This is a genomic window from Frankia sp. CeTa3Moorea (assembly GCF_978021225.1).
This window is the reverse complement of the sequence record NZ_CDXDOR010000050.1, coordinates 1-20,997: the sequence shown is the minus strand read 5'-3', so window position 1 is coordinate 20,997 and position 20,997 is coordinate 1. Positions and strand designations below refer to the sequence as shown.

Genomic DNA, 20,997 nt, shown 5'->3' with positions numbered 1-20,997 from the left:
CCACTCCACAAGGCTTACCAACGCCCACTCCCCTCACAAGACGGCACGGTCATCATCGCAATGTCCGCCCGCTGATATCCGGGGAACAGGTCAGAAGAGCGTTGACGATGGGTCATGGACCACGCCGGGGTCAACGACAACGGTGAGCTCGACGGCGGGTTGACGCTGGCCAGCCGGGTTAGGGTCGGGCGCGGTGGCCGTTGCGCCGGTGGCAAGGAAGAAGTTGACGAAGGCTGCCGCGGCACCGACGAGGAATGCGAGACCGAAGCCCGCGATCACACCGCTCTTGCCGACCATCGACGCGCGCTCGAGGCCCATCCGCTCGCCGAGTGCCCATGCGATACCACCCAGTAGCACAGCGGCGACTGCAGCGACCACCGCATAGGCCGCCAGGCCGTTGACCAGGTCTTTCAGAGCATTGATGCCAGGCGCCTTGGAGTCATCCGGGTTGACCTGTATCTCGGCGAGGACAACGGTCGCCTTGACGGCGGCGGCGTCCAGGATCATCTCGGTTCCTTTCCCACAGGCGGGGGGCCGCCCGGCCGATCTGGTCCGGCGATCCTTGTGGGTGCCGTTGGTGACCGTAGGTCGCCAAATGATACGCCCTGCGCCGCACGGTGATCCTCGGTAGTCGCTCGTGGGCCGCCGGAAGCGTCAGAATCTGCACGGGCGGTGACCGCCTCCGCGGCGCCGCCGGCCGCCCCCGACTGATCGACAGCGCCCGCAGCGGCCGTGACCTCGGCTTTCGCGAGAGTGAACAGGGCTTCCACGGCAGCCGCGGCCAGCCGGAGGTAGGCGCGGCGAGTACGTCGGCGTAGTCGAGGAATCCGTACCGGAGTATGCCTGCTGGGGTCGAGCCGGGCGTCGTACGGGATCCGGATCAGTGTGTCGACCTGCCTCCCGAGCCGGGCCGCCGCCGCGCGGGTCCGGGGCGAGGGACGGCCCCGGCGCGGCGCGATCATGGCCGCCACAATCATTGGCCCGCCGTGTCTGGCTGAGCCACCACCCGCCGCGTCCCGCAACGTACGCAGTCTGGTGAGCGTCGCTTCCAGATCGGCGGCGGTCGCGAGCGTGACGAGGATGATGAGGTCCGCGGCCTGGACCGCCGTAGGCGTCAGCGGTGCCTCGGCCGGCGCGTCGACCAGCACCAGTGGATAGGAATGCGCGAGCAGGCCGAGCACGGACCGCAGTCCGGTCGGGGCGACGGTGTCGTCCGCGGGGACGACGGCGGGCGCCTCGTCGCCGGAACCGTCACCGTCGTGCCGGTCGGCTCCTCCGCCAACACCGCGTCGCACGGGAAGCACGTCGAGGTCCCTGGTGCTGCCCGCGGGACGACCATTGATCATCAGGGGTAGATCGGTCACCGTACTGTCGGAGGCTTGCCGGCGGGCGACGTCGGCGACCGTCGTCGTTCCGGCCGCGCCGACCCGGATCGCGAGCGGATCACCGCGTGGTTCGTCCTCGTCCTCGTCCTCGGTGTCGGTGCCCACAGGCGACGATGGCGCCCCCCCGGGAGACTCCCCCGGCCAGAGATCGACCGCGAGGACCGGCTGCGCCCGCACCCCGGCGAGGGTCAGCCCGACGACCCCGGCAAGGGTGGTGGTCCCGGAGTAGGGGAACAGCGAGGTCACCGCGATCCGCCACGAACCGGGCAACGGGATACGGGCCCGGTCGCGCAGAGAGAGCCGTACCGGAATCTCTTCCCACGGCTCGAGATCGCGCACGCCGACCCACGGCTCCTGCCACGGCCACAGCCGACCGTCCGACGACGGCCGGCGACGCGAGACGGTCTGGCCGCCTGCCGCCGCGGCCTTGCGGGTGGACCGAGACGCCGGGTCCGGCTGCGGTTGCGGCTGCGCGGTGGGGAGTGCTGGAGCCGTCAGCTGCTTCATGCCCGCGGCGGGCGAGACGGGCGCGACGGGCACGGCCGGCGTGTAGCGGGCGACCGGCGGTGCGACCGGCACCGCGGAGATGTGGCCCGGGACGGACGATTCGGAGACGACCGGATGGTCCGTGGGAGGGGCCTGCGCATCCCCGGGGCTGGTTACCTCGATCGGGCTGGTTACCTCGATCGGGCCGGTCGGGGCTGGCCGGCCGGCCGCGGTGGATGGAACGGTTGCCGTCGGCGGATCGCTCGGGCCGCCGATCGACGCCGCATCCGTCGGCGCGGCCGGTGTCGTCCGCGGCGGCCGCGGCGGCTGCGGACGACGGGGCGCGGAGGCGCGCGGCGGCCGGACGCGCGGCCCGTTCGGGGCCGGCAGTGGCCCGGTTGGGTGTGGTGGTACCGCAGTTGGGCCGCCACCGGAACCAGGACTCGCAACCGGGCTGACGCCTCGGCCTGACGCGCTGCCACCCGGCGCGCTGCCACCCGGCGCGCTGCCACCCGGCGCGCTGTTCACCTCCTGCGAGGATTCCACCGCGCTCGGGGGAACCGGGGTCGAACCGCGGGGATCTGCCGGCCGGGTTGGACGGCGGGAGGGATCAGCCTGGTTACGGGGCGGAATCGCCGACGGGCGGCCGGCGCGCCGGGCAGCGGCGCCGCGGGTGCGCCGGGAGCTGGTGTCCGCGCCCGAGGTCACCCGGCCCGGCCCGGTGCCGGGTGCCTCGGTCCTGGCACCCGGCACCGATGGCGGTGTGTCGTCGGACGTGTTTGTACGGTCCGCACCCGAACGGGCCGCCGATGTCGCATCATCGAGGTGGAATGCCTCGCTCTGCCACGCTTCGTCGAGTGGCCGCGGCGAGCCCGTTCCGCCCCGCCGTCGATGTCGTCGGCGCCCGGATCGTGCCTGGGGAGGTGACTCTACGTATTCGGCGTCTGCTGCTTCGTCCCGTATGTACTGATCGTCTCGTATGTACTGATCATTCCGGATGGGCGGACCGTCGGGATGGGAGACCGGCGAGGGTATGCGGGCACCAATGAGCGAAACGGGCCGCGCGTCGCCTTCCTCACCGTACGGTGCCTGTGGCACATCGCTCACGCGCCGTCGACCTCCCGGCCTTCTAAGGTTAGCTAGTGCCAGTTAAGGTTACTTACTGTTATCTGCACTCGGCTGCGGTCGGATCGATGTAACACGAGTCATTCGAGTATGACAAGCTCTGGTCGAAGCTACCCATCCTGGGTGGGTCGGTGTACCTTCCGGAACCGGAGATGTGCCGTCCGGATCGAGGGGACGAACTGGCGGACGGTTCGGCGGACGGTTCGGCTGTGATCCGCGACGCGGCGGGCTGGGGGCGGCCTGGACTACACCGGCACCGTGCGTGCGGCAGATGGGAAAGGAGCGTCGGTGGCGCAGGACGGCTTCTCGACGGCGACGCCTCGGCCATCCCAGCGCTCCGGCGCACCGCAGGGCGCGACGCCCGCGAAATCCCCGGTCGGCTCGGCCCCGGCCCGGTCCGCTCCGGCGGCATCCGGCCGGCTCCGCACGGCCTCGGCCCGCCCGACCGGCATGCCACCGACCGTCGCCTCCCGCAGCACACCGGCGCCCGCCGCCGCGGCGCCTCCGTTCGCGCCCCCTCCGCTCGCGCCGACGCCCGCCGGTGGTGCGCCCTCCCGACCCTCCGACGACGACGAAGTGCTCACCGTCGATGAACTGGTCGCCTGGTTGCGGTTGTCGGAGAGCACCGTCCTCAAGCTGCTTTCGGAACGGGCCATCCCGGCCCGCAAGGTCGGTCACCAGTGGCGGGTGCGTCGGGGGCGGGTGCGGGACTGGCTGGACGGTCGGGAATGAGCGCTCTCACCTCGGTGCCGCCTCGCTCCGGCCGGCCGCGGTGAGGCCCCGGTTCTGGCTGGCCGTCGGACTGCTGCTCACCGTGGTCACCGTGGCCGGATGCGGCACGCTGGGCAGTGCTGCCGATCCGTCCCCCGCTCCGTCTCCCGCCCCGTCCGCCACCACGGGGCCACCGCCCGGGGCGAGTCAGGCGCCGGGTCCGCCGCTGGCCACCGCGTCTGCGCTACCCACCGGCGAGGTGGACCGGAAGGACCCGGCGGCGGTAGCCGCCGACTGCTTCACGCGCTGGCAGTCCTTCGACGCCCGGACGGACCCCGGCCCGGCAGCCGGTGTCGAGCGGGCCCGCGACTGCCTCACTGAGGACTTTGCGGCCAGCCTGGGCGCCGGGGGTGCGGGCCTCGGTGGTTCGGGCGCCGGGGGGCCCGGAACCGCTGCCGGCGAGGACGGCCAGGCGTGGCAGGAGGTGCGCGCCGCGGGCACCCACTCGCGGGTGACCGTGCTGGCGACCACGCCCCTGGGCGGGATCGACACGACGGCCACCGGTCGGGTGGTGCTTCAGCTGAACGTGCGCCGCGAGACGGCGGCGGGCGGCGCAGCCCCGGTGGTGGCGCTGTCCACCCCGGCGCTCACTCTCCTGCGCCAGACCGACGGGACGTGGCGGGTCGCCGGCGCGGATCTGTCGAGCGTCGCCGGCGACGCACCGGGCCGGTGAGGCGTGATGGCCCGCGGCTTCACCCGTAAGCGTTCCCGCTGGCTGGTCTGGACGGGGGCGGGCGCGGCTTTCGTCATCGGCGGCGTCGTCATGCTGGTCTCCGTCCTCATTCTGATTATCGCCGGTCCCTTCATCCAGGATCAGGGCGGGGGTAACCGGACCATCAGGAACTCCGACGGCATCCCGGCCGAGTACCTGCAGACGATCATTGATGCGGCGAACGCGGCCGGGTGCGCCGAGGTGACTCCCGCCCTGCTGGCCGCCCAGTTACACCAGGAGTCGGGTTTCAACCCGCGGGCCCGGTCACCCGTGGGCGCGATGGGGATCGCCCAGTTCATGCCCGGGACGTGGGCGTCCCACGGGCAGGGCGACGTGTGGAACCCGGCCGACGCGATCCCCGCGGCGGCCCGGTACGACTGCGCGGTGGCGGCCTCGGTCGCCTCCGTGTCCGGCGCGGCCCAGGAGAAGATGCTGGCCGCGTACAACGCGGGAGCGGGTGCGGTGCTTGCCTTCGCCGGCATTCCGCCGTACACCGAGACACGTAACTACGTCCGCGCGATCCTCGCGCAGGCGCAGGTGTACGGCGACGCCTTGGAGCTCGGCGTCGGCATCCCCGCTGGTTCGGTCGCCCCGATGGTCGCCTTCATGCAGTCGCAGATCGGCAAGCCCTACGTCTGGGGCGCGACCGGTCCCGAGGCCTGGGACTGCTCGTCGCTGGTCCGGGAGGCGTATCGCCGCATCGGCATCGAGCTCCCCCGCGTGACGACCGACCAGCTGCGGTTCGGCCCGCAGGTCGCGGGCGTCGATCCGCAGCCGGGGGACCTGCTGTTCACCCCGGGCCCCGACGGCACCGCCGAGGCACCGGGCCATGTCGGGATGTACATCGGCGACGGCCGGGTCATCGCAGCCAAGGGAGCGCGGTGGGGGGTCGTCGAATCCGACATCTCGGACTGGAGTGGGACCGTGGCCGTGACCAGGCCGCTGGCTAGGCAGCTTTCCTGATCCGGATTTCCTGTTCCGGACACTCCGGGTGTGCTGTCGCTCCGGTCAGGTAGCCGCCTGGGACACGAAGGTGGACAGTCCGTCGGCCACACCACCGAGCGCACCGACGGCGCTGTGCACTACATCGGCGGCGTTACCCGGTGCCGTCACCGCGAAGAACAGGGCGAACAGCCCGACACCATACGGCCAGAAGATTCTTTTCATCGAGGACCTCACAGAAAACCCAGTCGACACGGCCAGACGGACACCAACGCCGGTGTGTTACCGACAGCATGTGTGTACTCACCTTGAGTAGTTGTCGCAAGATGAATCGCCGGAGCGGTGAGTGAACTGCGCGGTGGCGGGGCCGGGGGACAGCGGATGGACAGGGATCTGACCATAGGTAGGCAGTAGGCAACGGATACATGAACGGATCTAATAGTGCATGCCACCCCGGGTCGGTCGACCTCGATTCCCGGCGCGGGGTGGCTGCCCGGGGCAATGGCCGGCCTGGCCGGGGAAGCCCCCGCTCGGGACCGCTGGGACCGCTGGGACCGCTCAGGACGGCGCGATGCTCTGCGCGAAGCGGAACAGGTTGTCCGGGTCGTAGGCGCGCTTGACCTGGCGTAACCGTGGAAGGTTCGCCCCGTAGTACGCATCGGCCCAGGTGGTGAGGTCCGGGTCGATGTAGTTCTGGTACGCCGACGACGACATGAACGGCGCCGTCGCCGCCACCGTGGATCGCAACCAGCTCTGGTTAGCCTCTTTGTCCGCCGGGGAGGCGTCGACGGAGTACCCGGCGACGAACTGGGCGCTGGCGAGCGTGTCGCGGTGCACGAACGCCGTGTCACCCGGGCCGACCCGGTTGATCGCGCCGCCCCAGGAATCCAGGATCATGCCACCCGGACCGGCCCCGGGCGTGCGTTGGCGTCGCTCGAGCGCGGCGAGCATCGTCTCGACCCCGCCGGCTGGCATCGGTTCGGCGAGGAACGCCGAGGCGGCCCGTTGGGCCACCCGTGGCAGGGTGCCTCCGGGCGTCCGGTCGCGCAGGTGGCACGTGTCAACGCTTTTGCCCGCGCAGCCCGCCTCGAGCAGCATCGTTTCGAGATGGCCACGCTGGGCGACGAAGGTGCTCGAGGGCCTCCGGCCGACGGCGGCGACGAGGTTGGCGAGTCGATCCCGCAGCCACGTGATCCGCGTGTCGTCGGCGCCGCCCGCGAGCACGCCGCTCACCCGCAGGGCCGGACTGCCGGTGACCCCGGTTGTCGGCATCGAGGTCATGACGCAGGTCGACCACAGGTCCTCTGGCGCGCCGCCACTGTCGGCGATCCAGCCCTGCCACGCGGTGAGCACGTCCGCGGCCACGTCCCAGGGCCAGCGGTAGGTGAACAGCACCAACGGTGTCGCCCGATGGGTGGCGAAGGTGAACGACGTCACGATGCCGACGTTGCCCCCGCCCGCGCCGCGTAGCGACCAGAAGAGGTCCGGCTCGGTGTCGGCGTCGGTGCGCACGGTTTCCCCGGAGGCCAGCACGACCTCGGCGGAGACCATCCGATCGCAGGTCAGACCGTAGCGCCGGCTCAACACTCCGATGCCGCCGCCGAGGGCGAGCCCGGCGATGCCGACGGTCGGGCATGATCCGGCCGGCAGCGCCAGCCCGTTCTCGGCGAGTGCGGAGTAGACGTCGATCAGCAGCGCTCCGGCCCCGATCAGCGCGGTGCCGTCGGGCCCCGGCCGGACCGACGCCATCGCAGTCACGTCCACGACCAGCCCGGTCGTCGTCGAGTAGCCCCCGTAGCTGTGGCCACCGGCCCGCGCGACGAGGTGTATCCCGGTGGAGCGGGCGAAGTCGATGCAGGCCGTGACGTCCCCCGCAGACATGGCACGGACCACCGCCTGCGGGCGTACCGCGTCGAAAGCCGGGTTGAACAGCATGCTGGCGACGGCGTAGTCCGGATCGGTCGGTCGCAGCAGCGGACCGATCAGCCGTTCGTCGAGCGTGCGCCAGTCGATCGCCGTCGGTGTCGGGTGGGGGGCGTCCTCCTGCTGGCAGGCGCTCATCAGGCCGCCACCGAGCCCGAGCGCGGCGAGTCCGAGCCCGCCGGCTCCGGCGGTCCGTAACACCGATCGTCGGTCAGGCTCGTCATCCACGGTCAGTCCTCACGGCTGCTACGAGTCCGGGAGTGGACGATGGTCGTCACGAGTCGTCCGACCATCCGTGTCACCGGCGATACCCTAGGTCATCGGCGATACCCTAGCCCGGTTGGGCGACGGTCGTGATGGTGCCGTTCGGATCGATGCGGCGCACCCGGTCGTTGCCGTTGTCCGCGATGTAGAGCGCGCCGCTGCCGTCGACCGCGACCGAGCTCGGGTTCTTGAACTGGGCGGCGGCCGCTGGGCCGCCGTCGCCGCCGGAGCCTTCGACGCCGATGCCGGCGATCGTGGTGATCACGCCGTTCGGGTCGACCCGGCGGATCCGGTGGTTGCGGTAGTCGGCGATGTAGAGCGTCCGGCCGTCCGGGCCGACGGTGAGCGACGGCACGTTCAGCTTGGCCCGGGTGGCCGGGCCGCCGTCACCCGAGAAGCCCTCCTCGCCGGTCCCGGCGACGGTGGTGATGATCCCGCCCGGGGTCACCTTCTGAATGGTGTCGCTGGCGAGGTCGGCGAAGTAGAGGGTGCCGTCGTCGGTCATCTGGAGATCGTTCGGGCCGTTGATCTTTGCCGCGGTGGCCGGGCCGCCGGCGCCGGTGTAACCCGCGACTCCGGTGCCCACGTACGTGGTGATGATCCCCTGCGGGCTGATCTTGCGGATCCGGTGGTTCTCGTAATCGGAGAGGTAGACGCTGCCGTCCGGCCCGGTGGTCACCTTTTCCGCACTGTTGATCTTCGCCGCGGTGGCTGGGCCGCCGTCGCCGCCGTAACCGGCGTCACCGGTGCCGGCGATCGTAGTGATTACCCCGGCTGGGCTGATCTTGCGGATCCGGTTGTTCTTCGCGTCCCCGATGTAGATGTTGCCGGCCTTGTCACGGCTGGTCGATCCGGGCCCGTCAAGCTGCGCCGCGCTGGCCGGGCCGCCGTCGCCGCTGATCCCGCCGGCTCCGGTGCCCGCGAGGTCGCTGACCGCCCCGGCAGGGGTGATCTTCTGAATGCGGTCCGTCGCGAGGCTGGAGACGAGCAGCGAGCCGTCGGGATCGACATCGACGCTGTAGGGGCTCAGGCCCTGCACCGACAGCGCCGTTCCCCGGTAGGCGGTTGCGAGGCGTGCCGTGCCGCCGCCGCGGTCACCGCCGCCGCTGCCGCCGCCCGAGTTCGTCACCGCTGCCACGATGCCGACGGTGAGGGCGACGATGACGACGAACGCGACCGCTCCGATGATGAGCGGCGTCCGGTTACGGGCGTTCGGATTCGACTGGTGCCCGGCCTGGCGGGTGGCGGTCGGTGGTACCCCCGCCATCCCGTGCACCGGTCCCCCCGGACCGGGCCGGTACGTCTGGTCGCCGGGGCCGCCCGGTCCGCCGTACCCGGGGCCGCCGTACCCGGGGCCGAGCGGCCGCGGCGGTGGGGTCGACCGCGGCGGTGGAGTGTTGCCCGGCGGGAATCCAGCCCAGCCCGGCCCAACCGGTGGTGGGTATCCCCCTATCGGACGGCTGACCGGACCACCGGGTGCTCCGGGAGCACTCGGCGTGGCGGGACTCCCCGGCCCGTTCGGGCCGTTCGGTGCGCCCGGGTACCCGATCCGTGGGCCCGGTCCGCCCGGTGGCGCGCCAGGGAAGCCGGGTCGACCGGGGGCCGGCGGGCGCGGGGTGGTCGAGGTGGCGAGCGCGGCCTCCCGGATCTCGTCGTCGATCCGCACCTTGACGTCAGACCGGGACAGCCAGGTCGGGCCGAACGCGCGGCTGCTCGCTCGGGCGAGTTCCAGGGCGAAGTCGGCGGCGTCGGCGAAGCGGGTGCCCGGATCCTTCGCCAGCGCCCGCAGGATCACCGCGGAGACGGGTGGCGGAACCATGGTGAGCGGTTCCGGCATGATTGTCAGATGGTGGTGGGTCAGCGGCTGCACCGCCATCTGACGGCCGAACAGCGGTCGGTTGGCGATCATCTCGTAGAGCACACCCGCGAGGGCGTAAAGATCGGTGGACGGGAAGAGACGCGTCCCTATGATCTGCTCGGGAGCCATGTAACGCGGCGTTCCCAGGATCGCGCTGGCGGTGGTCTCCGCTCCGTCGAAAATCTTGGCGATGCCGAAGTCGGTCACCTTCAGCAGCCCGTCGCCGGCGAACATGATGTTGTCCGGCTTGATGTCCCGGTGCAGCACTCCGTGGCCGTGCGCCGTGGCGAGGGCGGCCGCGGCCGCGAGCCCGATCGAGCAGGTGGTCTCGGCGGAGACCGGTCCCGAGCTCATCCGCTGTTTGAGCGTGCCGCCGGAGAGCAGCTCCATGACGAGCAGGCAGGTGCCCTCGTGCTCCACGTAGTCGTGGATACGCACGATGTGCGGATGGTCCAGTTCAGCCAGCACCCGAGCCTCGGACAGGAAGCGGGCACGCAGATCGGGGTCGTCGGAGGTGTCCAGCAGGATCTTGATCGCGACCTTGCGGCCGATGAGCCGGTGCTGGCCGGCCAGCACGAGCCCGTAGCCACCCCGGCCCAGGTCGCCCTCGACGGAGTAACCGGGAAGCGCCGCCTCCACCCGAGATTTATCTATCAACAAGGTCCAGATCCGTCCGCTACCACGCCGGGCATCCGCTGTACCGCCACCCGTGCGCCGAGAACCATCCTGGCCTGCAATGACGCCCTTCGTCGGGTTCCTGGTGATCCTACGGCCCTGACCCCCCATTCCCTACCCCCGGCCGGCCGGTCCGGCGTGCCGGATCGGCGACACGGGCAGGTCGACGGGGCTGGCGAGCGCCGCCGCCGCCGCAGTGCGGATGATGGGCACTGCGGCACATGTTGAACCTGCGAGGAAGGGCATCCCACGTCATGTCGACAACCGAGCCCGCTGCCCCGGTGGCTCCGCTGGACATCACCGCGACCGAGGAATGGGCGGCGCTCACCACGCATCTGCGCGAGATCTCCGAGGTGTCCCTGCGGGATCTGTTCGCCGCCGATCCCCGGCGTGGCGAGACGTTCGCCGTCGAATCGGACGGACTCTATCTTGACTACTCCAAGAACCGGCTGACCGCGCGCACCGTCGAGTTGCTGACCGCGCTGGCCCGGCGCGCCGGGCTGGCGGACCGGATCGAGGCGATGTTCCGGGGCGAGAGGATCAACGTCACCGAGAACCGACCGGTGTTGCACGTGGCGTTGCGCGCCCCGGCCGGAACCCGGATCGAGGTGGATGGCGCCGACGTCGTCCCTGACGTGCATCGGGTGCTCGACGCGATGTCCCGATTCGCCGACCGGGTGCGGTCGGGAGAATGGCTGGGTGCCACCGGTGAGCGGATCCGGACGGTGGTCAACATCGGCATCGGCGGCTCCGACCTGGGACCCGCCATGGCCTACGACGCCCTGCGCGACTATGCCGACCGGTCGATCGAAGTCCGGTTCGTCTCCAACGTCGACCCCACCGACATCTGGGAGGCCACCGCCGATCTCGATCCGGCCAGCACCCTGTTCATCGTCTCGTCCAAGACGTTCACCACCCTGGAAACGATCTCCAATGCGCGGGCCGCGCGGTCCTGGCTCACCGGCCTGCTCGGCGAGGACGCCGTTTCCCGGCATTTCGTCGCGGTCTCCACGAATGCCGAGAAGGTCGCCGAGTTCGGTATCGACACCGAGAACATGTTCGAGTTCTGGGACTGGGTGGGCGGCCGGTACTCGGTGGACTCCGCGATCGGCCTCTCGCTGATGATCGCGATCGGGCCGCCGAACTTCCGGGAGTTCCTCGCCGGTTTCGCCGCCATGGACACGCACTTCCGGACGGCTCCGTTCGAGCGGAACCTTCCGGTTCTGCTCGGCCTGATCGGCCTGTGGTACCGCGACTTCTTCGGTACCGCGACGCACGCGGTGCTGCCCTACAGCCACTACCTGGGCCGATTCCCGGCTTATCTCCAGCAGCTGGACATGGAGAGCAACGGGAAGTCGGTCGATCTCACCGGGCGGCCCGTGCCGACGCCGACCGGACCGATCGTCTGGGGGACTCCCGGCACGAACGGACAGCATGCGTACTACCAGCTCCTGCACCAGGGGACGACGATCGTCCCGGCTGATTTCATCGGCTTCGTCCGGCCGAACCATCCCGGGGTGGGCACGGCGGACGGCGCCGGGGTGGACCAGCATGCCCTGCTGCTGGCCAACTTCCTGGCGCAGACGGAGGCCCTCGCGTTCGGCCGGACAGCCGCGGAGGTGGCCGCCGAGGGTGTCGCGCCGGGCCTCGTTGCACATCGGACCTTCCCGGGTAATCGACCCTCGAACACCCTGCTCGCCCAGAAGCTGACTCCGTTCACCCTCGGTCAGCTGATCGCACTGTACGAGCACAAGGTGTTCACCCAGGGTGTCATCTGGGGGATCAACAGTTTCGACCAGTGGGGCGTGGAGCTCGGCAAGGTGCTGGCCGGTCGGATCATTCCGGAACTCGGGTCCGAGCAGGAACCGGAGCTGGGGCATGATAGCTCGACAAACGCTCTGATCAAGCGTCTGCGCGCCGGCTGACGTCCGCCGGGGATCCAGCCAACCGAGGCATGTTACTCTGCGTAACTGATCGGGGGTGACCCAACGCAGTGACGACATCGGGGGGTGGAAGTCATGCGGGCGGATGCTGGAGCCTTGCGGATGTCCGTGCAGCGGACAGGCGAGGACGTGCTCATCGAACTCGCCGGGGAACTCGACACTGCCGGGCGGCTCCGGTTCCGTGAGCAGATCGGCGAGCATCTCGGCCGGGGCGGGGGGACGGTCACGGTGGATGTCGCGGGCCTGCGCTCGATCGACATCCCGGGGCTCGCCGCTCTGCTCCGCGCCGATCTGCTGCTCCGCCGGGTGCACTCACGTCTGGAGATCCAGGCACCCACGCCGGCGTTCGCCGCGTTGTTGCGGGAGGCCGGTCTCGACGGTCGGTTGTGGGTCGGCGGGGGATCCCGCCGCCGCTGACCGCCGCCTCACCTGTCCGCACCCCGCGGGCTGGGAGACGGCTCAGCTGCTGAGCGGTGACGTCCGATCGCCCGATGACGCGGGTGCGCTGAGTGTGGCGGGTGCGCTGGGTGACGGTCGTGCACCGGATGGTCCGCAGTCGCCCACCGAGGCGGTGCCGTCCTCGGTGACCAGGGAGAGCAACCCGCGGGAGCCGATCAGACGTTTCTCGATCCCGCCCATCATGAGCATCCCCGCCATCACGAAGAGTGGAAAACCGAGCACCATCAGCAGGACGGGTGGTGTGAGACTCACCGAAAGACCCCCAGGCTGGCTTACGGATCTGATCGGCACCATGGACGCCGTACCGTAGGCGTTACCCTCGGACCTCCGTTGCTCACGTCCCGACCGTCGTCTCACCCGACTCGGGTGTCCACCGGGTTCTCCCCGAGGGGGTCGCCGATTCCGGCCGGGTGGAAGAATAAACCGCAGCTCAGAGGTCTGTTCCGGGATGTGTGTTGTTCCCGGTGTCCGCGGGCTCGTACCCTTCCCCCAATATGTCTGCGCGGCCCGTTCCATTGCCCGCTTATAGCGGCCGTCCGTGGGTTCGTGACGCGGACCTGCTTGCGCGTCTCGACCTGCTCTCCGAGCAGGTCGATTTCGCCCTTGCTGAGATAGCCCTGCGGCGGGCCGCCTACCAGCGAGCCTGCGAGGAGGAGGCCGACTGGCAGTGGGCGCCCCTCGGCGTTGAGGTGCTGAGCCGGCCGTCCGTGGCGCAGGCTCTGGCCGGCGAGCTCGCCGCCGTCGAGCGGCTGCGGTTGTGGGCGCAGGAGATGTACTGGTTGCAGGAACAGGCGCGGCTGCGCGGACTGCTGCGCTGAGCGCGCGGGCGCGGGCCGCCCCGCTATCCCGTTCCCGGCGAGGGGCCTCCCGTCCCTGGCGGGGGGCCGTCGAGCGTGCCGAACAGCCGGCGGCCGAGGTTTGCCGCGGCGACGTTGCCCCGGTGCAGATACCGGGTGATGCCAGCTTCCAGGCTCTCGGCGGCGTCGTCCTTGCGGCCGGCCCGGTAGAGCACCTCGGCGCGGGACAGCAGCGCGTGTCCCTGGCCGTCGGTGTCGTCGGTGCGGCTGGCGAGATCGACGGCGGTGTCGGCGAACCGGAGGGCCTCGGCATCGCGGCCGCGCAGCGCCAAGAGCTTCGCGTGGACCCCGCACCATCCGGCCTGGGCCGGTAGCTGGTCGGCGGCGGCGGCGTCCCGACACCGGGTGACGTACTTGCCCGCGTCGTCGACCTTGCCGAGCCGGACGAGAACGTCGGCGAGTGCCGCGGCCCGGTTGGCCAGGAACGCGCGTTCCCCCATCCGGGACAGCTGCCGGCAGCTTCGCCGCAGCTCCCGCTCGGCGACTGCCAGCTCGTCGGCGAGCAGTGCCACTCGGGCCACGACGAACCCGCCATGAAAGGGGTCGACCCGAGGGGCGCGCAGGTCGTGAACGATCTCCTCGGCCGCCTTGAGATGGATCTGCGCGCCCTCCAGATCCCCCGACATGGCGGTGAGGACCGCGAGCTGGGCGAGCACGGCCCGACGCAGAGCCCGGTCGTCGTCAGCGGCGTCGAGGGCCTCGTTTGCCCGGGTGATCCCGACGGCGACTGGCCGGGGCCCCCAGCTCATGAGCATGGTGAGCTCCCGGCGCAGCGACTGCGCGGCCCGGGGCACGCCGGATTCTTCCGCATGCCGGACGGCGTTCTCCATCGCCCGCTCGGCCGCGGCGAACTGCCCGGCCGCCAGGTAGGCGTTGGCCTGGCTGCGGCAGGCGAGCGCCGCGCCGACCTCGTCGCCGGCCTGCACGAAGTTGGTCAGGCACGCCGCGGCTTCGGTCAGCGTCCTGGCGACCAGGCCCTCCGGATCGGTGGAGAACAGCACCCGCAGGTACGCGAGCCGGGCGTGGGCCCGCAGGCCCTCCTCCCCGGCGCGCCGGGCCCGCTCGGTCACCTGGCGCAGGATGCGCTCGGCGTCGGAGAGCCGGCCGAACGAGTACAGCGCCCAGCCGAGGTCGATCTCGGCCCGTAGCCGCAGCGGGTCCGTCTCGGGCAGCAGGGTGATGGCCCGCTTGAGCAGCTGGGCCGCGCCGGTCTCGTCGCCCTGGCGCACCCGGTCCGCCGCCTCGATCAGACAGGTCGCCGCGGATCGGCCCAGCTCGACCGTCTCGGTGTCGCGTTGCCCGATCTCCACCCGGTAACGGAACGCCTGCTCCAGGTGGTAGCCGACCAGTTCGTCGTGCTCACCGGGGCCGCCCTCCAGCCGGGTCTGCAGCCACTGGGCGAACCGCTGGTGCAGATCGGCGCGCTGCCGTTTGGCGGTGGACTGGTAGGCGCAATCGCGCAGCAGCACGTGCAGGAACCGGAACGCCTCGACGCCGGGCAGGTCGGACCGGTCCGGATGCACCAGTTCCTTGCGGACCAGGCTCAGGCAGTGGGCGGCGACCATCGGCTGTTCGTTTGGGTCCGACAGGTCGATGACGGCGTCGAGGTAGAAGCGTTCCCCCACGATGGCGGCGCGTTCAAGGACCCGCCGTTCGGGCGGGTCGAGCCGGTCGAGCCGGGCCGCGAGCAGGGACGAGATGGTCGGCGGCACCGTCACGTTGCGCAGGCTGCCGGTGGCGATCCACCGGCTGCCCTCCCGGCGCAGCAGGCCGTCGTCGACGAGGGCCGCCACCATCTGCTCGACGAACAGTGGGTTGCCGGCCGCGGAGGTAGTGATCCGGGAGACGAGGGCCGGGTCGAGGTCGTCGGAGCCCATCAGGGTGCGGATCAGGCGCTGGCAGCGTGCCTCGGTCAGCGGCGCCAGCAGCATCGAGGTGGCGTTGAGTTTGCCGCCTCCCCAGTCCCGCCGCTCCTCCAGCAGTTCCGGGCGGGCCAGGCACAGCAGCATGATGGGGGCGTCGCGGGACCAGTCGGCGATGTTCTCCAGCAGGTCGAGCAGGGTCGGCTCGGCCCAGTGCACGTCGTCGAACCACAGGATCAGCGGGCGTCGGGCCGCCAGCGCCTGGAAGAAGGACCGGACGGCCCAGAAGCTCTCCTGCGGACCGAGTTCCGCGCCGCCCAGCCCCACCAGGGGCGCGAGCGCCTCGACGATCTCCGCCGCCTGGGTGACACCGTCGAGCAGTTCCCGCAGCCGACGCCGCCCGTCCGGGGCGCTCTCGTCGGCGGACAGACCGGTGGCCTGGCGCACCATCTCCATCAGCGGCCAGTAGGCGATGCCCTCGCCGTAGGACAGGCAACGCCCGGTGAGCACGGTCGCCCGGTTCGCCATGGCCGCGCAGAACTCGCCGACCATCCGGGATTTGCCGATGCCCGCCGGGCCCAGCACGGTGAACAGGTGGCAGGTGCGTTCCTCGACCACGGCCTCGAAGGCGTCCTGCAGCCGGCGGCGTTCCCGGTTACGCCCGATGACCGGGGCGGTGAAGCCGTGGGTCGGGGCCCGGCTGCCGGGACCCGCGGTCGGGTCGACCAGCCCGATCAATCGGTGCACCCGCAGCGGGTCGCGCTTGCCCTGGACGACCAAGGGGCCGAGCGGGCTCACCGTGACGCTGTGCCGGATGAAGCGGTAGGTGGTGTCCCCGATGAGGATCTCGTCAGGGGGAGCGGCGTGTTCCAGCCGGGAGGCGACGTTCACCGGATCGCCGGTGACGCCACCGCCGGCGACGGTCACCTCGCCGGTGTTGATCCCGATCCGCACCCGCAGTTTCAGGCCCCACTCGCGCTGCAGGTCGGCGTTGAGCGCCTCCATCGCCGCCCGGATGTCGAGGGCGGCGCGAACCGCGCGCAGCGCGTCGTCCTCGTGCAGCACGGGAATGCCGAAGACGGCGAAGACGGCGTCGCCGATGAACTTCTCGACCGACCCGCCGTGGGTGTAGATCACTTCACGGACGGTGGTGAAGAACCGCCACATGACCTGCTGCAGCGGTTCGGAGTCGATTCTCTCGCCGATGTCGGTGGACCCGGTGATGTCCACGAACATGATCGTCACGGTTTTCCGGGCGCCGCTCCCCGGGGTGGGAAGGGGGTTCCCACATCCGGAGCAGAAGCGCGCCCGCTCGGGGTTGTCCTCCGCGCAGGTCGGGCACGGCACCATGTGCCGGATGGTAGGCCGATCGCGACCCGAGGCGGTGGGGGATGCGCGTACCCGAGTCGCCTGAGGTGACCCGTCCCACGCCGGTGCCACCGTCGAGTCCCGGCCGGGACGGCGCGACCCGGGCGGTTCATCCGCCGACGGCTGGCTTGGCGCGGTCATGACGGCAGCTCCCGCCGCACCGCGAGGAGCGCCGCCACCTGGGCCAACACTCCCCAGCCGACTACTCCCCAGCCGCCCGCGTTCACCTCGACCGCCCCGCAGCCACCAAAGACCACCGCGCTGCCGGAGCCAGGGGTGACCAGAGCCAGCAACCAGGGGTGACCAGACCCAGCAGGATGCGCGGCGTCGTTGTCTTGCCGGGGCCGTTCGGCCCGAGAAAACCGGTGATGTTCCCTTCCCGCACCGTGAAACTCACGTCCCGGACGGCGCGCTGGGACCCGTATCGCTTGGCCAGATGGTCTATTTCAACGACGGCGGTGACGAGAGCCTCCCGGCGGAGGTTCGAGCGGGGCAATCTCTACGGTAACCTGTCGCTGTTCCAGATCCACCGGCGGCTGTCACCGCCGGCCGGGTCGCGGTCGCCGGCCGGGAGACCGGTACTTCCCGGGTTCCCCGAACCGCGATCCCCCAAGGAGTTTTCATGGACGCTCTCGCCTGCCTGATGACGCGCCGTACAGCGACCCGGCTCGTCGAACCCGGTCCGACGGCGGAGCAGATTATGATCATACTTAGTGCCGCCACCACGGCGCCGGATCACAAGATGCTGCGGCCCTGGCGCTTCGTGGTCGTGCGGGGCGATGCTCGCGCCACCCTGGCGGCGGCGATCAAGCGGGCCGCCGAGGCCGTCGGCGGGTTGCCCGAGCCGGTCATCCGCAAGACCGCCGGCAAGGCCACCCGTTCCCCGGCGCTCATCGCCGTCGTCGCCTCCCACGTCGGTTCGAAGGTTCCGGTCGCCGAGCAGGACGCCTCGGCCGCGGCGGCGGCGCAGAACATCTGCCTGGCCGCGCACGCGCTCGGCGTCGCCTCGGCCTGGAAGTCGGTGCCGATGCAGGGCAGCGCCGAGGTCCGGGAGGCGTTCGGGCTGACGTCGGACGAGGCGCTGGTCGGCTGGGTGGAGCTCGGGACCCAGGCGGGCACCGCGCCGCTGCCGGCGCGGCCCGCCGTTCGGCTGGCCCAGGTCGCGGCGGAGATGGAGGCCGACGGGACGCTGGTTCCCGTGGCGGCGGACGATCGGATCTCCCAGTTCGGGCAAGTGACCACGGTGTGAGCGGCAGGCTACCTAAGCTGGAACACAGGTCTTGAGATCGGGCGGCCTGGACCGGGGTATGACTCCGGCTCCCGAGGTGCGACGGGAGGTACGCCGTGTGTGGCGGTCTTCGAGGCCGTGGCCGTCTCGGCCTGACCGTGGCCGGGGGGCTGTTGCTCGCGCTGGTCGTCGGATGCTCGGATCCGGGGTCGAGCGGGTACGGCGGCTCGGCCGCCCGGCCGGGCTCGGTGGTCATGCCGAGTGCGTCGTCTCAGGACCCGGGCGGCCCGGGCACGCCCGGGGCCTCCGCCGCCCCGGATGGTGTCGCGTCACCGCCGGTGCCGACTCCGCAAGCATCCTCCGTCTTCGTCGGAGAGGCCTGTTCCCCCACCGAGGACACCTCGCCCGCGACCGCCGTGAACGGCCTTGTGCTGTTCTGCGCGCCCGTCGGCGGGACCGGCCCGGCCGGCATTAGTCGATGGTCCACGGAGCCGCCCGCCCCGGCTCTCGTGACCCGGCCGGATGAGGGCGGGAACTGTGACCCCGAGGACGTCGGGCGCATCGTCCAGGACTCCGCCGGCCGCCCGGTGTCCTGCCTTCGAGACCCGACGGGCACCCTGACCTGGTCCGACATCTCCTGAACCGGGTCACCACGTCACCGCGCCACCGGTGCCGGTGGCGCGGACCCCCAGGCCGTGCCTACCGGGATGATCAGCCGTTGCGGCGGGCCCGGCGGGTGGCGAGGGCCTCGGCGACGGACCAGAGAGCCGGCAGCACCAGGGCTCCGAAGACGGTCGCCCATGCCCACGGATGATCGGCCAGGTATGGCACGACGTCGTCGTGTAGCCAGGGGAAGAGCCGGTCATGGATCACCGGAACGGCACCGGCCGCCGCGAACACCGCGATGAGCCCGGCTCCCACGACCGCCAGTCCTCCGGGCAGGTGCCGCCAGCCGGTCAGTCCGATCGTCAGCAGGCCGATCAGGCCGAGGACGATCCCCAGGCCGCCGAGGATGCCCGAACCGGTCAGCCCGCCGGCCGTACCGAGGCCGACCAGCGCTGTTCCCACCGCGATCGTCATCCGCCGCCGGCCGTGCGTGACATCCCGGATCATCTCGAAGGCGAGACGGGTGACGGCCCGGGCGAGGAAGGCGACCGGCCGCAGGGGCCGTGGCAGCCGGCGGGTCGATGCCGCCCAGGCGACGACCACGGCCACGATCTGGGCCAGGGCGGTCACCAGAATCGGGCCCTGCGCCGCGTCGGTGATGCGTTCGTCCGAGACGCGGCAGGCCTCGAGCACCTCGTCCACCGCTCGCGGGGGCAGCGCGCCGGGCGTGACGGGGACGCCGCTGAGCCCGGGTGGCCGGGGCGGTCGGCGCGCCAGAGCCGAACTGTCGACGCCGACCGGCCGGTGGGCACCGGTCCGTCCCGCGGCGACCCTGGCGGCCGCGGCCGCGGCCAGCGAGATGACCTTGGCGCCGCGCGGCTCCTCCAGGTTTGGGGGGCCCGTCGCTTCCGGTGCCGCCGAGGCCCCCGGTCCGGTCGTCGTTCCGGGCCGGGTCGGTTCCGCGGTCAGGGCCCGGTCGACGGCGGCGAGGAAGTCGGCGGTGGGCCGCGGATCGACCCCGGCCTCGTTGTCGCGCCGCACCGCCTCGGCGACCCCCACCAGCTCCTTGGCCGCGATGTCCCGTTGGAGGCCGGCGGCGGCCCAGGTCGCCGTGACCGGCAGGTTCGGCGGCACGGGGGCGTCCGGATCGGTCAGAAAGCCAAGCTCGTCGAGTACCTCCCGTGGCGCCGGGATGCCGGCCACCTCGGTGAGATCGTCGACCAGATCCACCAGCCAGCCCCGGCGGGCCAGCGCCGCGGCACGGGCGTGACCGGCGGGGACGGCGGTGTCCCGGCGGATCACGAGCCGGCGTGGATCCAGCATGATCCGGACCAGCCAGCCCGCACCGTCCAGCCGTCCCCACATCCAGTCGTTGGCCCGCCACGAGGACTTCGCGAAGGCGCCGAAGTTTCCCAGCTGCAGGCCTGTGACCTTCTCCTCAGCCAGCGCGCGGGCGGGATCGAGGCGGTTCGGTAGATCTGCGCTGATCTGGACGAGCTCAACCGGTTGATCGAGGACCGCGGCGCCGGTGCTCCGCTCGACCAGGTGCACGTCGAGCACGGCGATCAGGGCGTCCGCGGGAGTCGACGGGAGGTACCCGACGAAGTCCGCGAGGGTCCGGGCCGCCACCGCCCGGCGCTGGCCGAGACTGAGACCCTCGGGCCTGGTCTCTGGTCCCGCCGGAGGCGGGGCCGCGGGGGACCGCCGGTCCACGAGATCGGTGAGCTCGGTCCGCAGGGTCTCGATCGTTTGTTCCAGGGATCGCCAGGCCCGGGTGAGCTCGTCCTGCCCCGCGTCGCCCTCCGGGTCGGTCCGCAACCAGCGGCGGGCCGCCTCGGCGATGACGTCGAGCAGCGGTGCCCCGGCCATCGCACCGAGGGTCTCGCCGACCGTCGTGAAGACGCCGGGTCGCAGGGCCGCGGTGCCCGCAGTGCCTGCGGTGCCGGTGTTCCGGATGGTGGCGCGCGAGGCGCCGTGCACGGCCGCCGCGAGCCGGGCGAGTCGGATCCGGTCCGCCGGCTCGGGGGAGAGGACGTACCCTTCGTTGATCATGTTGATCAGCAGGCCCTTGGCGGCGTCGAGCGCGGGCCGGCCCAGCCGCCACAGGTCGGCGAGGTCGGCCGTGGTCGGCAGCCGGTCGGGAAGCATCTGGACCACGGCGTTGACCGCGGCGTTCGTCATCCGGGCGGGTCCGGCCGCGTCGGTGCGCAGCGCGTCGGTGTCCGGGGGACGGGGCAGGTCGAACCGACCACCGAGGACGCGCAGCAACGCCTCGATCACCGGTGGGGCGGTCTCCTCTGCCAGGCTGCGGCGGTAGGCGTCATAGACGCTCTCGTCCGCTAACCGGGGCCCACCGGCCGGGGCGAGGCGCAGCAGCCGTCGTCGGTTCGCCCGCGTACCGCGTACGGCGCTGTTATGGTCGCGCAGCGTCGCCAGATCTGTACCGATCGACTGGTTCAGCGCCGCGCCGAGCAGCTGGAGGAGGGTGGGGATCACCGCGGGCGGTGTGGGCGGCACAGGCGGGGCGCTGAAC

At 71.5% G+C, this 20,997-nt stretch carries 17 protein-coding genes and 1 pseudogene; 8 read left to right on the top strand and 10 right to left on the bottom strand.

Going from position 1 to position 20,997, the window contains the following annotated elements; genetic code table 11:
• Positions 1-90: 90 nt before the first annotated feature.
• Entirely contained in the window at positions 91-507 is a 417-nt protein-coding gene (locus AC08OV_RS11330) for a DUF6112 family protein (RefSeq protein ID WP_476612668.1), read from the bottom strand.
• Positions 504-1,925, bottom strand: a complete 1,422-nt coding sequence (locus AC08OV_RS11325) for a MinD/ParA family ATP-binding protein (protein WP_476612669.1) — start codon at positions 1,923-1,925, stop codon at positions 504-506. The genes AC08OV_RS11330 and AC08OV_RS11325 overlap by 4 nt, the downstream gene beginning before the upstream one ends.
• Before the next feature lie 1,359 nt (positions 1,926-3,284).
• Here AC08OV_RS11325 and AC08OV_RS11320 point away from each other — a divergent pair.
• Genes AC08OV_RS11320 through AC08OV_RS11310 form a run of 3 tightly spaced genes read left to right on the top strand, consistent with a single transcriptional unit; the run spans position 3,285 to position 5,442 of the window.
• Positions 3,285-3,728, top strand: coding sequence for a helix-turn-helix domain-containing protein (locus AC08OV_RS11320; protein ID WP_476612670.1), 444 nt, complete (start codon positions 3,285-3,287; stop codon positions 3,726-3,728).
• Between the two features lie 40 nt (positions 3,729-3,768).
• Positions 3,769-4,440 carry a hypothetical protein gene (locus tag AC08OV_RS11315; RefSeq protein ID WP_476619635.1) on the top strand — a complete coding sequence of 224 codons (672 nt, stop codon included), beginning with the start codon at positions 3,769-3,771 and terminating at the stop codon, positions 4,438-4,440.
• 6 nt (positions 4,441-4,446) lie between these two features.
• Positions 4,447-5,442: a C40 family peptidase gene (locus tag AC08OV_RS11310; RefSeq protein WP_476612671.1), complete on the top strand. Its 996-nt coding sequence runs from the start codon at positions 4,447-4,449 to the stop codon at positions 5,440-5,442.
• 45 nt (positions 5,443-5,487) lie between these two features.
• Here AC08OV_RS11310 and AC08OV_RS11305 read toward each other — a convergent pair whose 3' ends face one another.
• The 3 genes from AC08OV_RS11305 to AC08OV_RS11295 all read right to left on the bottom strand — a co-directional run bounded on the left by AC08OV_RS11305 (position 5,488) and on the right by AC08OV_RS11295 (position 10,126).
• Positions 5,488-5,646, bottom strand: coding sequence for a hypothetical protein (locus AC08OV_RS11305; RefSeq protein WP_462202948.1), 159 nt, complete (start codon positions 5,644-5,646; stop codon positions 5,488-5,490).
• 333 nt (positions 5,647-5,979) lie between these two features.
• Entirely contained in the window at positions 5,980-7,572 is a 1,593-nt protein-coding gene (locus AC08OV_RS11300) for an FAD-binding oxidoreductase (protein WP_476612672.1), read from the bottom strand.
• A gap of 103 nt (positions 7,573-7,675) precedes the next feature.
• Positions 7,676-10,126 (bottom strand): serine/threonine-protein kinase, encoded by a 2,451-nt coding sequence (locus tag AC08OV_RS11295; protein WP_476612673.1) that lies wholly within the window; start codon positions 10,124-10,126, stop codon positions 7,676-7,678.
• Positions 10,127-10,395: 269 nt separating this feature from the next.
• On the opposite strand from AC08OV_RS11295, the gene pgi reads away from it, so the two are divergent.
• A complete protein-coding gene (gene pgi, locus AC08OV_RS11290) occupies positions 10,396-12,066 on the top strand; it encodes a glucose-6-phosphate isomerase (RefSeq protein WP_476612674.1) in 1,671 nt (556 codons plus the stop codon).
• A gap of 93 nt (positions 12,067-12,159) precedes the next feature.
• A complete protein-coding gene (locus AC08OV_RS11285) occupies positions 12,160-12,501 on the top strand; it encodes an STAS domain-containing protein (RefSeq protein WP_476612675.1) in 342 nt (113 codons plus the stop codon).
• Between the two features lie 42 nt (positions 12,502-12,543).
• Here AC08OV_RS11285 and AC08OV_RS11280 read toward each other — a convergent pair whose 3' ends face one another.
• Positions 12,544-12,795, bottom strand: a complete 252-nt coding sequence (locus tag AC08OV_RS11280) for a hypothetical protein (protein ID WP_476612676.1) — start codon at positions 12,793-12,795, stop codon at positions 12,544-12,546.
• A gap of 263 nt (positions 12,796-13,058) precedes the next feature.
• On the opposite strand from AC08OV_RS11280, the gene AC08OV_RS11275 reads away from it, so the two are divergent.
• Positions 13,059-13,361 carry a hypothetical protein gene (locus tag AC08OV_RS11275; RefSeq protein ID WP_476619634.1) on the top strand — a complete coding sequence of 101 codons (303 nt, stop codon included), beginning with the start codon at positions 13,059-13,061 and terminating at the stop codon, positions 13,359-13,361.
• A 23-nt stretch (positions 13,362-13,384) separates the two neighbouring features.
• Here the strand turns inward: AC08OV_RS11275 and AC08OV_RS11270 are convergent, their stop codons facing one another.
• The 3 genes and pseudogenes from AC08OV_RS11270 to AC08OV_RS11260 all read right to left on the bottom strand — a co-directional run.
• A complete protein-coding gene (locus AC08OV_RS11270; RefSeq protein WP_476612681.1) occupies positions 13,385-16,612 on the bottom strand; it encodes an AAA family ATPase in 3,228 nt (1,075 codons plus the stop codon).
• A gap of 155 nt (positions 16,613-16,767) precedes the next feature.
• Entirely contained in the window at positions 16,768-16,923 is a 156-nt protein-coding gene (locus AC08OV_RS11265; protein WP_476612682.1) for a hypothetical protein, read from the bottom strand.
• A 2-nt stretch (positions 16,924-16,925) separates the two neighbouring features.
• Positions 16,926-17,066, bottom strand: a pseudogene (locus tag AC08OV_RS11260) (ATP-binding cassette domain-containing protein); the annotation flags it as partial.
• 186 nt (positions 17,067-17,252) lie between these two features.
• Between AC08OV_RS11260 and AC08OV_RS11255 the strand changes: the two are divergent.
• Positions 17,253-17,879 (top strand): nitroreductase family protein, encoded by a 627-nt coding sequence (locus AC08OV_RS11255; protein ID WP_476612678.1) that lies wholly within the window; start codon positions 17,253-17,255, stop codon positions 17,877-17,879.
• 95 nt (positions 17,880-17,974) lie between these two features.
• Positions 17,975-18,499 carry a hypothetical protein gene (locus tag AC08OV_RS11250; RefSeq protein ID WP_476612679.1) on the top strand — a complete coding sequence of 175 codons (525 nt, stop codon included), beginning with the start codon at positions 17,975-17,977 and terminating at the stop codon, positions 18,497-18,499.
• A gap of 70 nt (positions 18,500-18,569) precedes the next feature.
• Here AC08OV_RS11250 and AC08OV_RS11245 read toward each other — a convergent pair.
• A partial coding sequence (locus tag AC08OV_RS11245) for a DUF3376 domain-containing protein (RefSeq protein WP_476619633.1) occupies positions 18,570-20,997 on the bottom strand: 2,428 nt, incomplete at its 5' end.

Bases quoted from the DNA above. Each gene is read 5' to 3' on its own strand.
- AC08OV_RS11330 (WP_476612668.1), bottom strand. From the start codon at position 507: ATGATCCTGGACGCCGCCGCCGTCAAGGCGACCGTTGTCCTCGCCGAG.
- AC08OV_RS11310 (WP_476612671.1), top strand. From the start codon at position 4,447: ATGGCCCGCGGCTTCACCCGTAAGCGTTCCCGCTGGCTGGTCTGGACG.
- AC08OV_RS11305 (WP_462202948.1), bottom strand. From the start codon at position 5,646: ATGAAAAGAATCTTCTGGCCGTATGGTGTCGGGCTGTTCGCCCTGTTC.
- pgi (WP_476612674.1), top strand. From the start codon at position 10,396: ATGTCGACAACCGAGCCCGCTGCCCCGGTGGCTCCGCTGGACATCACC.
- AC08OV_RS11285 (WP_476612675.1), top strand. From the start codon at position 12,160: ATGCGGGCGGATGCTGGAGCCTTGCGGATGTCCGTGCAGCGGACAGGC.
- AC08OV_RS11270 (WP_476612681.1), bottom strand. From the start codon at position 16,612: ATGGTGCCGTGCCCGACCTGCGCGGAGGACAACCCCGAGCGGGCGCGC.
- AC08OV_RS11255 (WP_476612678.1), top strand. From the start codon at position 17,253: ATGGACGCTCTCGCCTGCCTGATGACGCGCCGTACAGCGACCCGGCTC.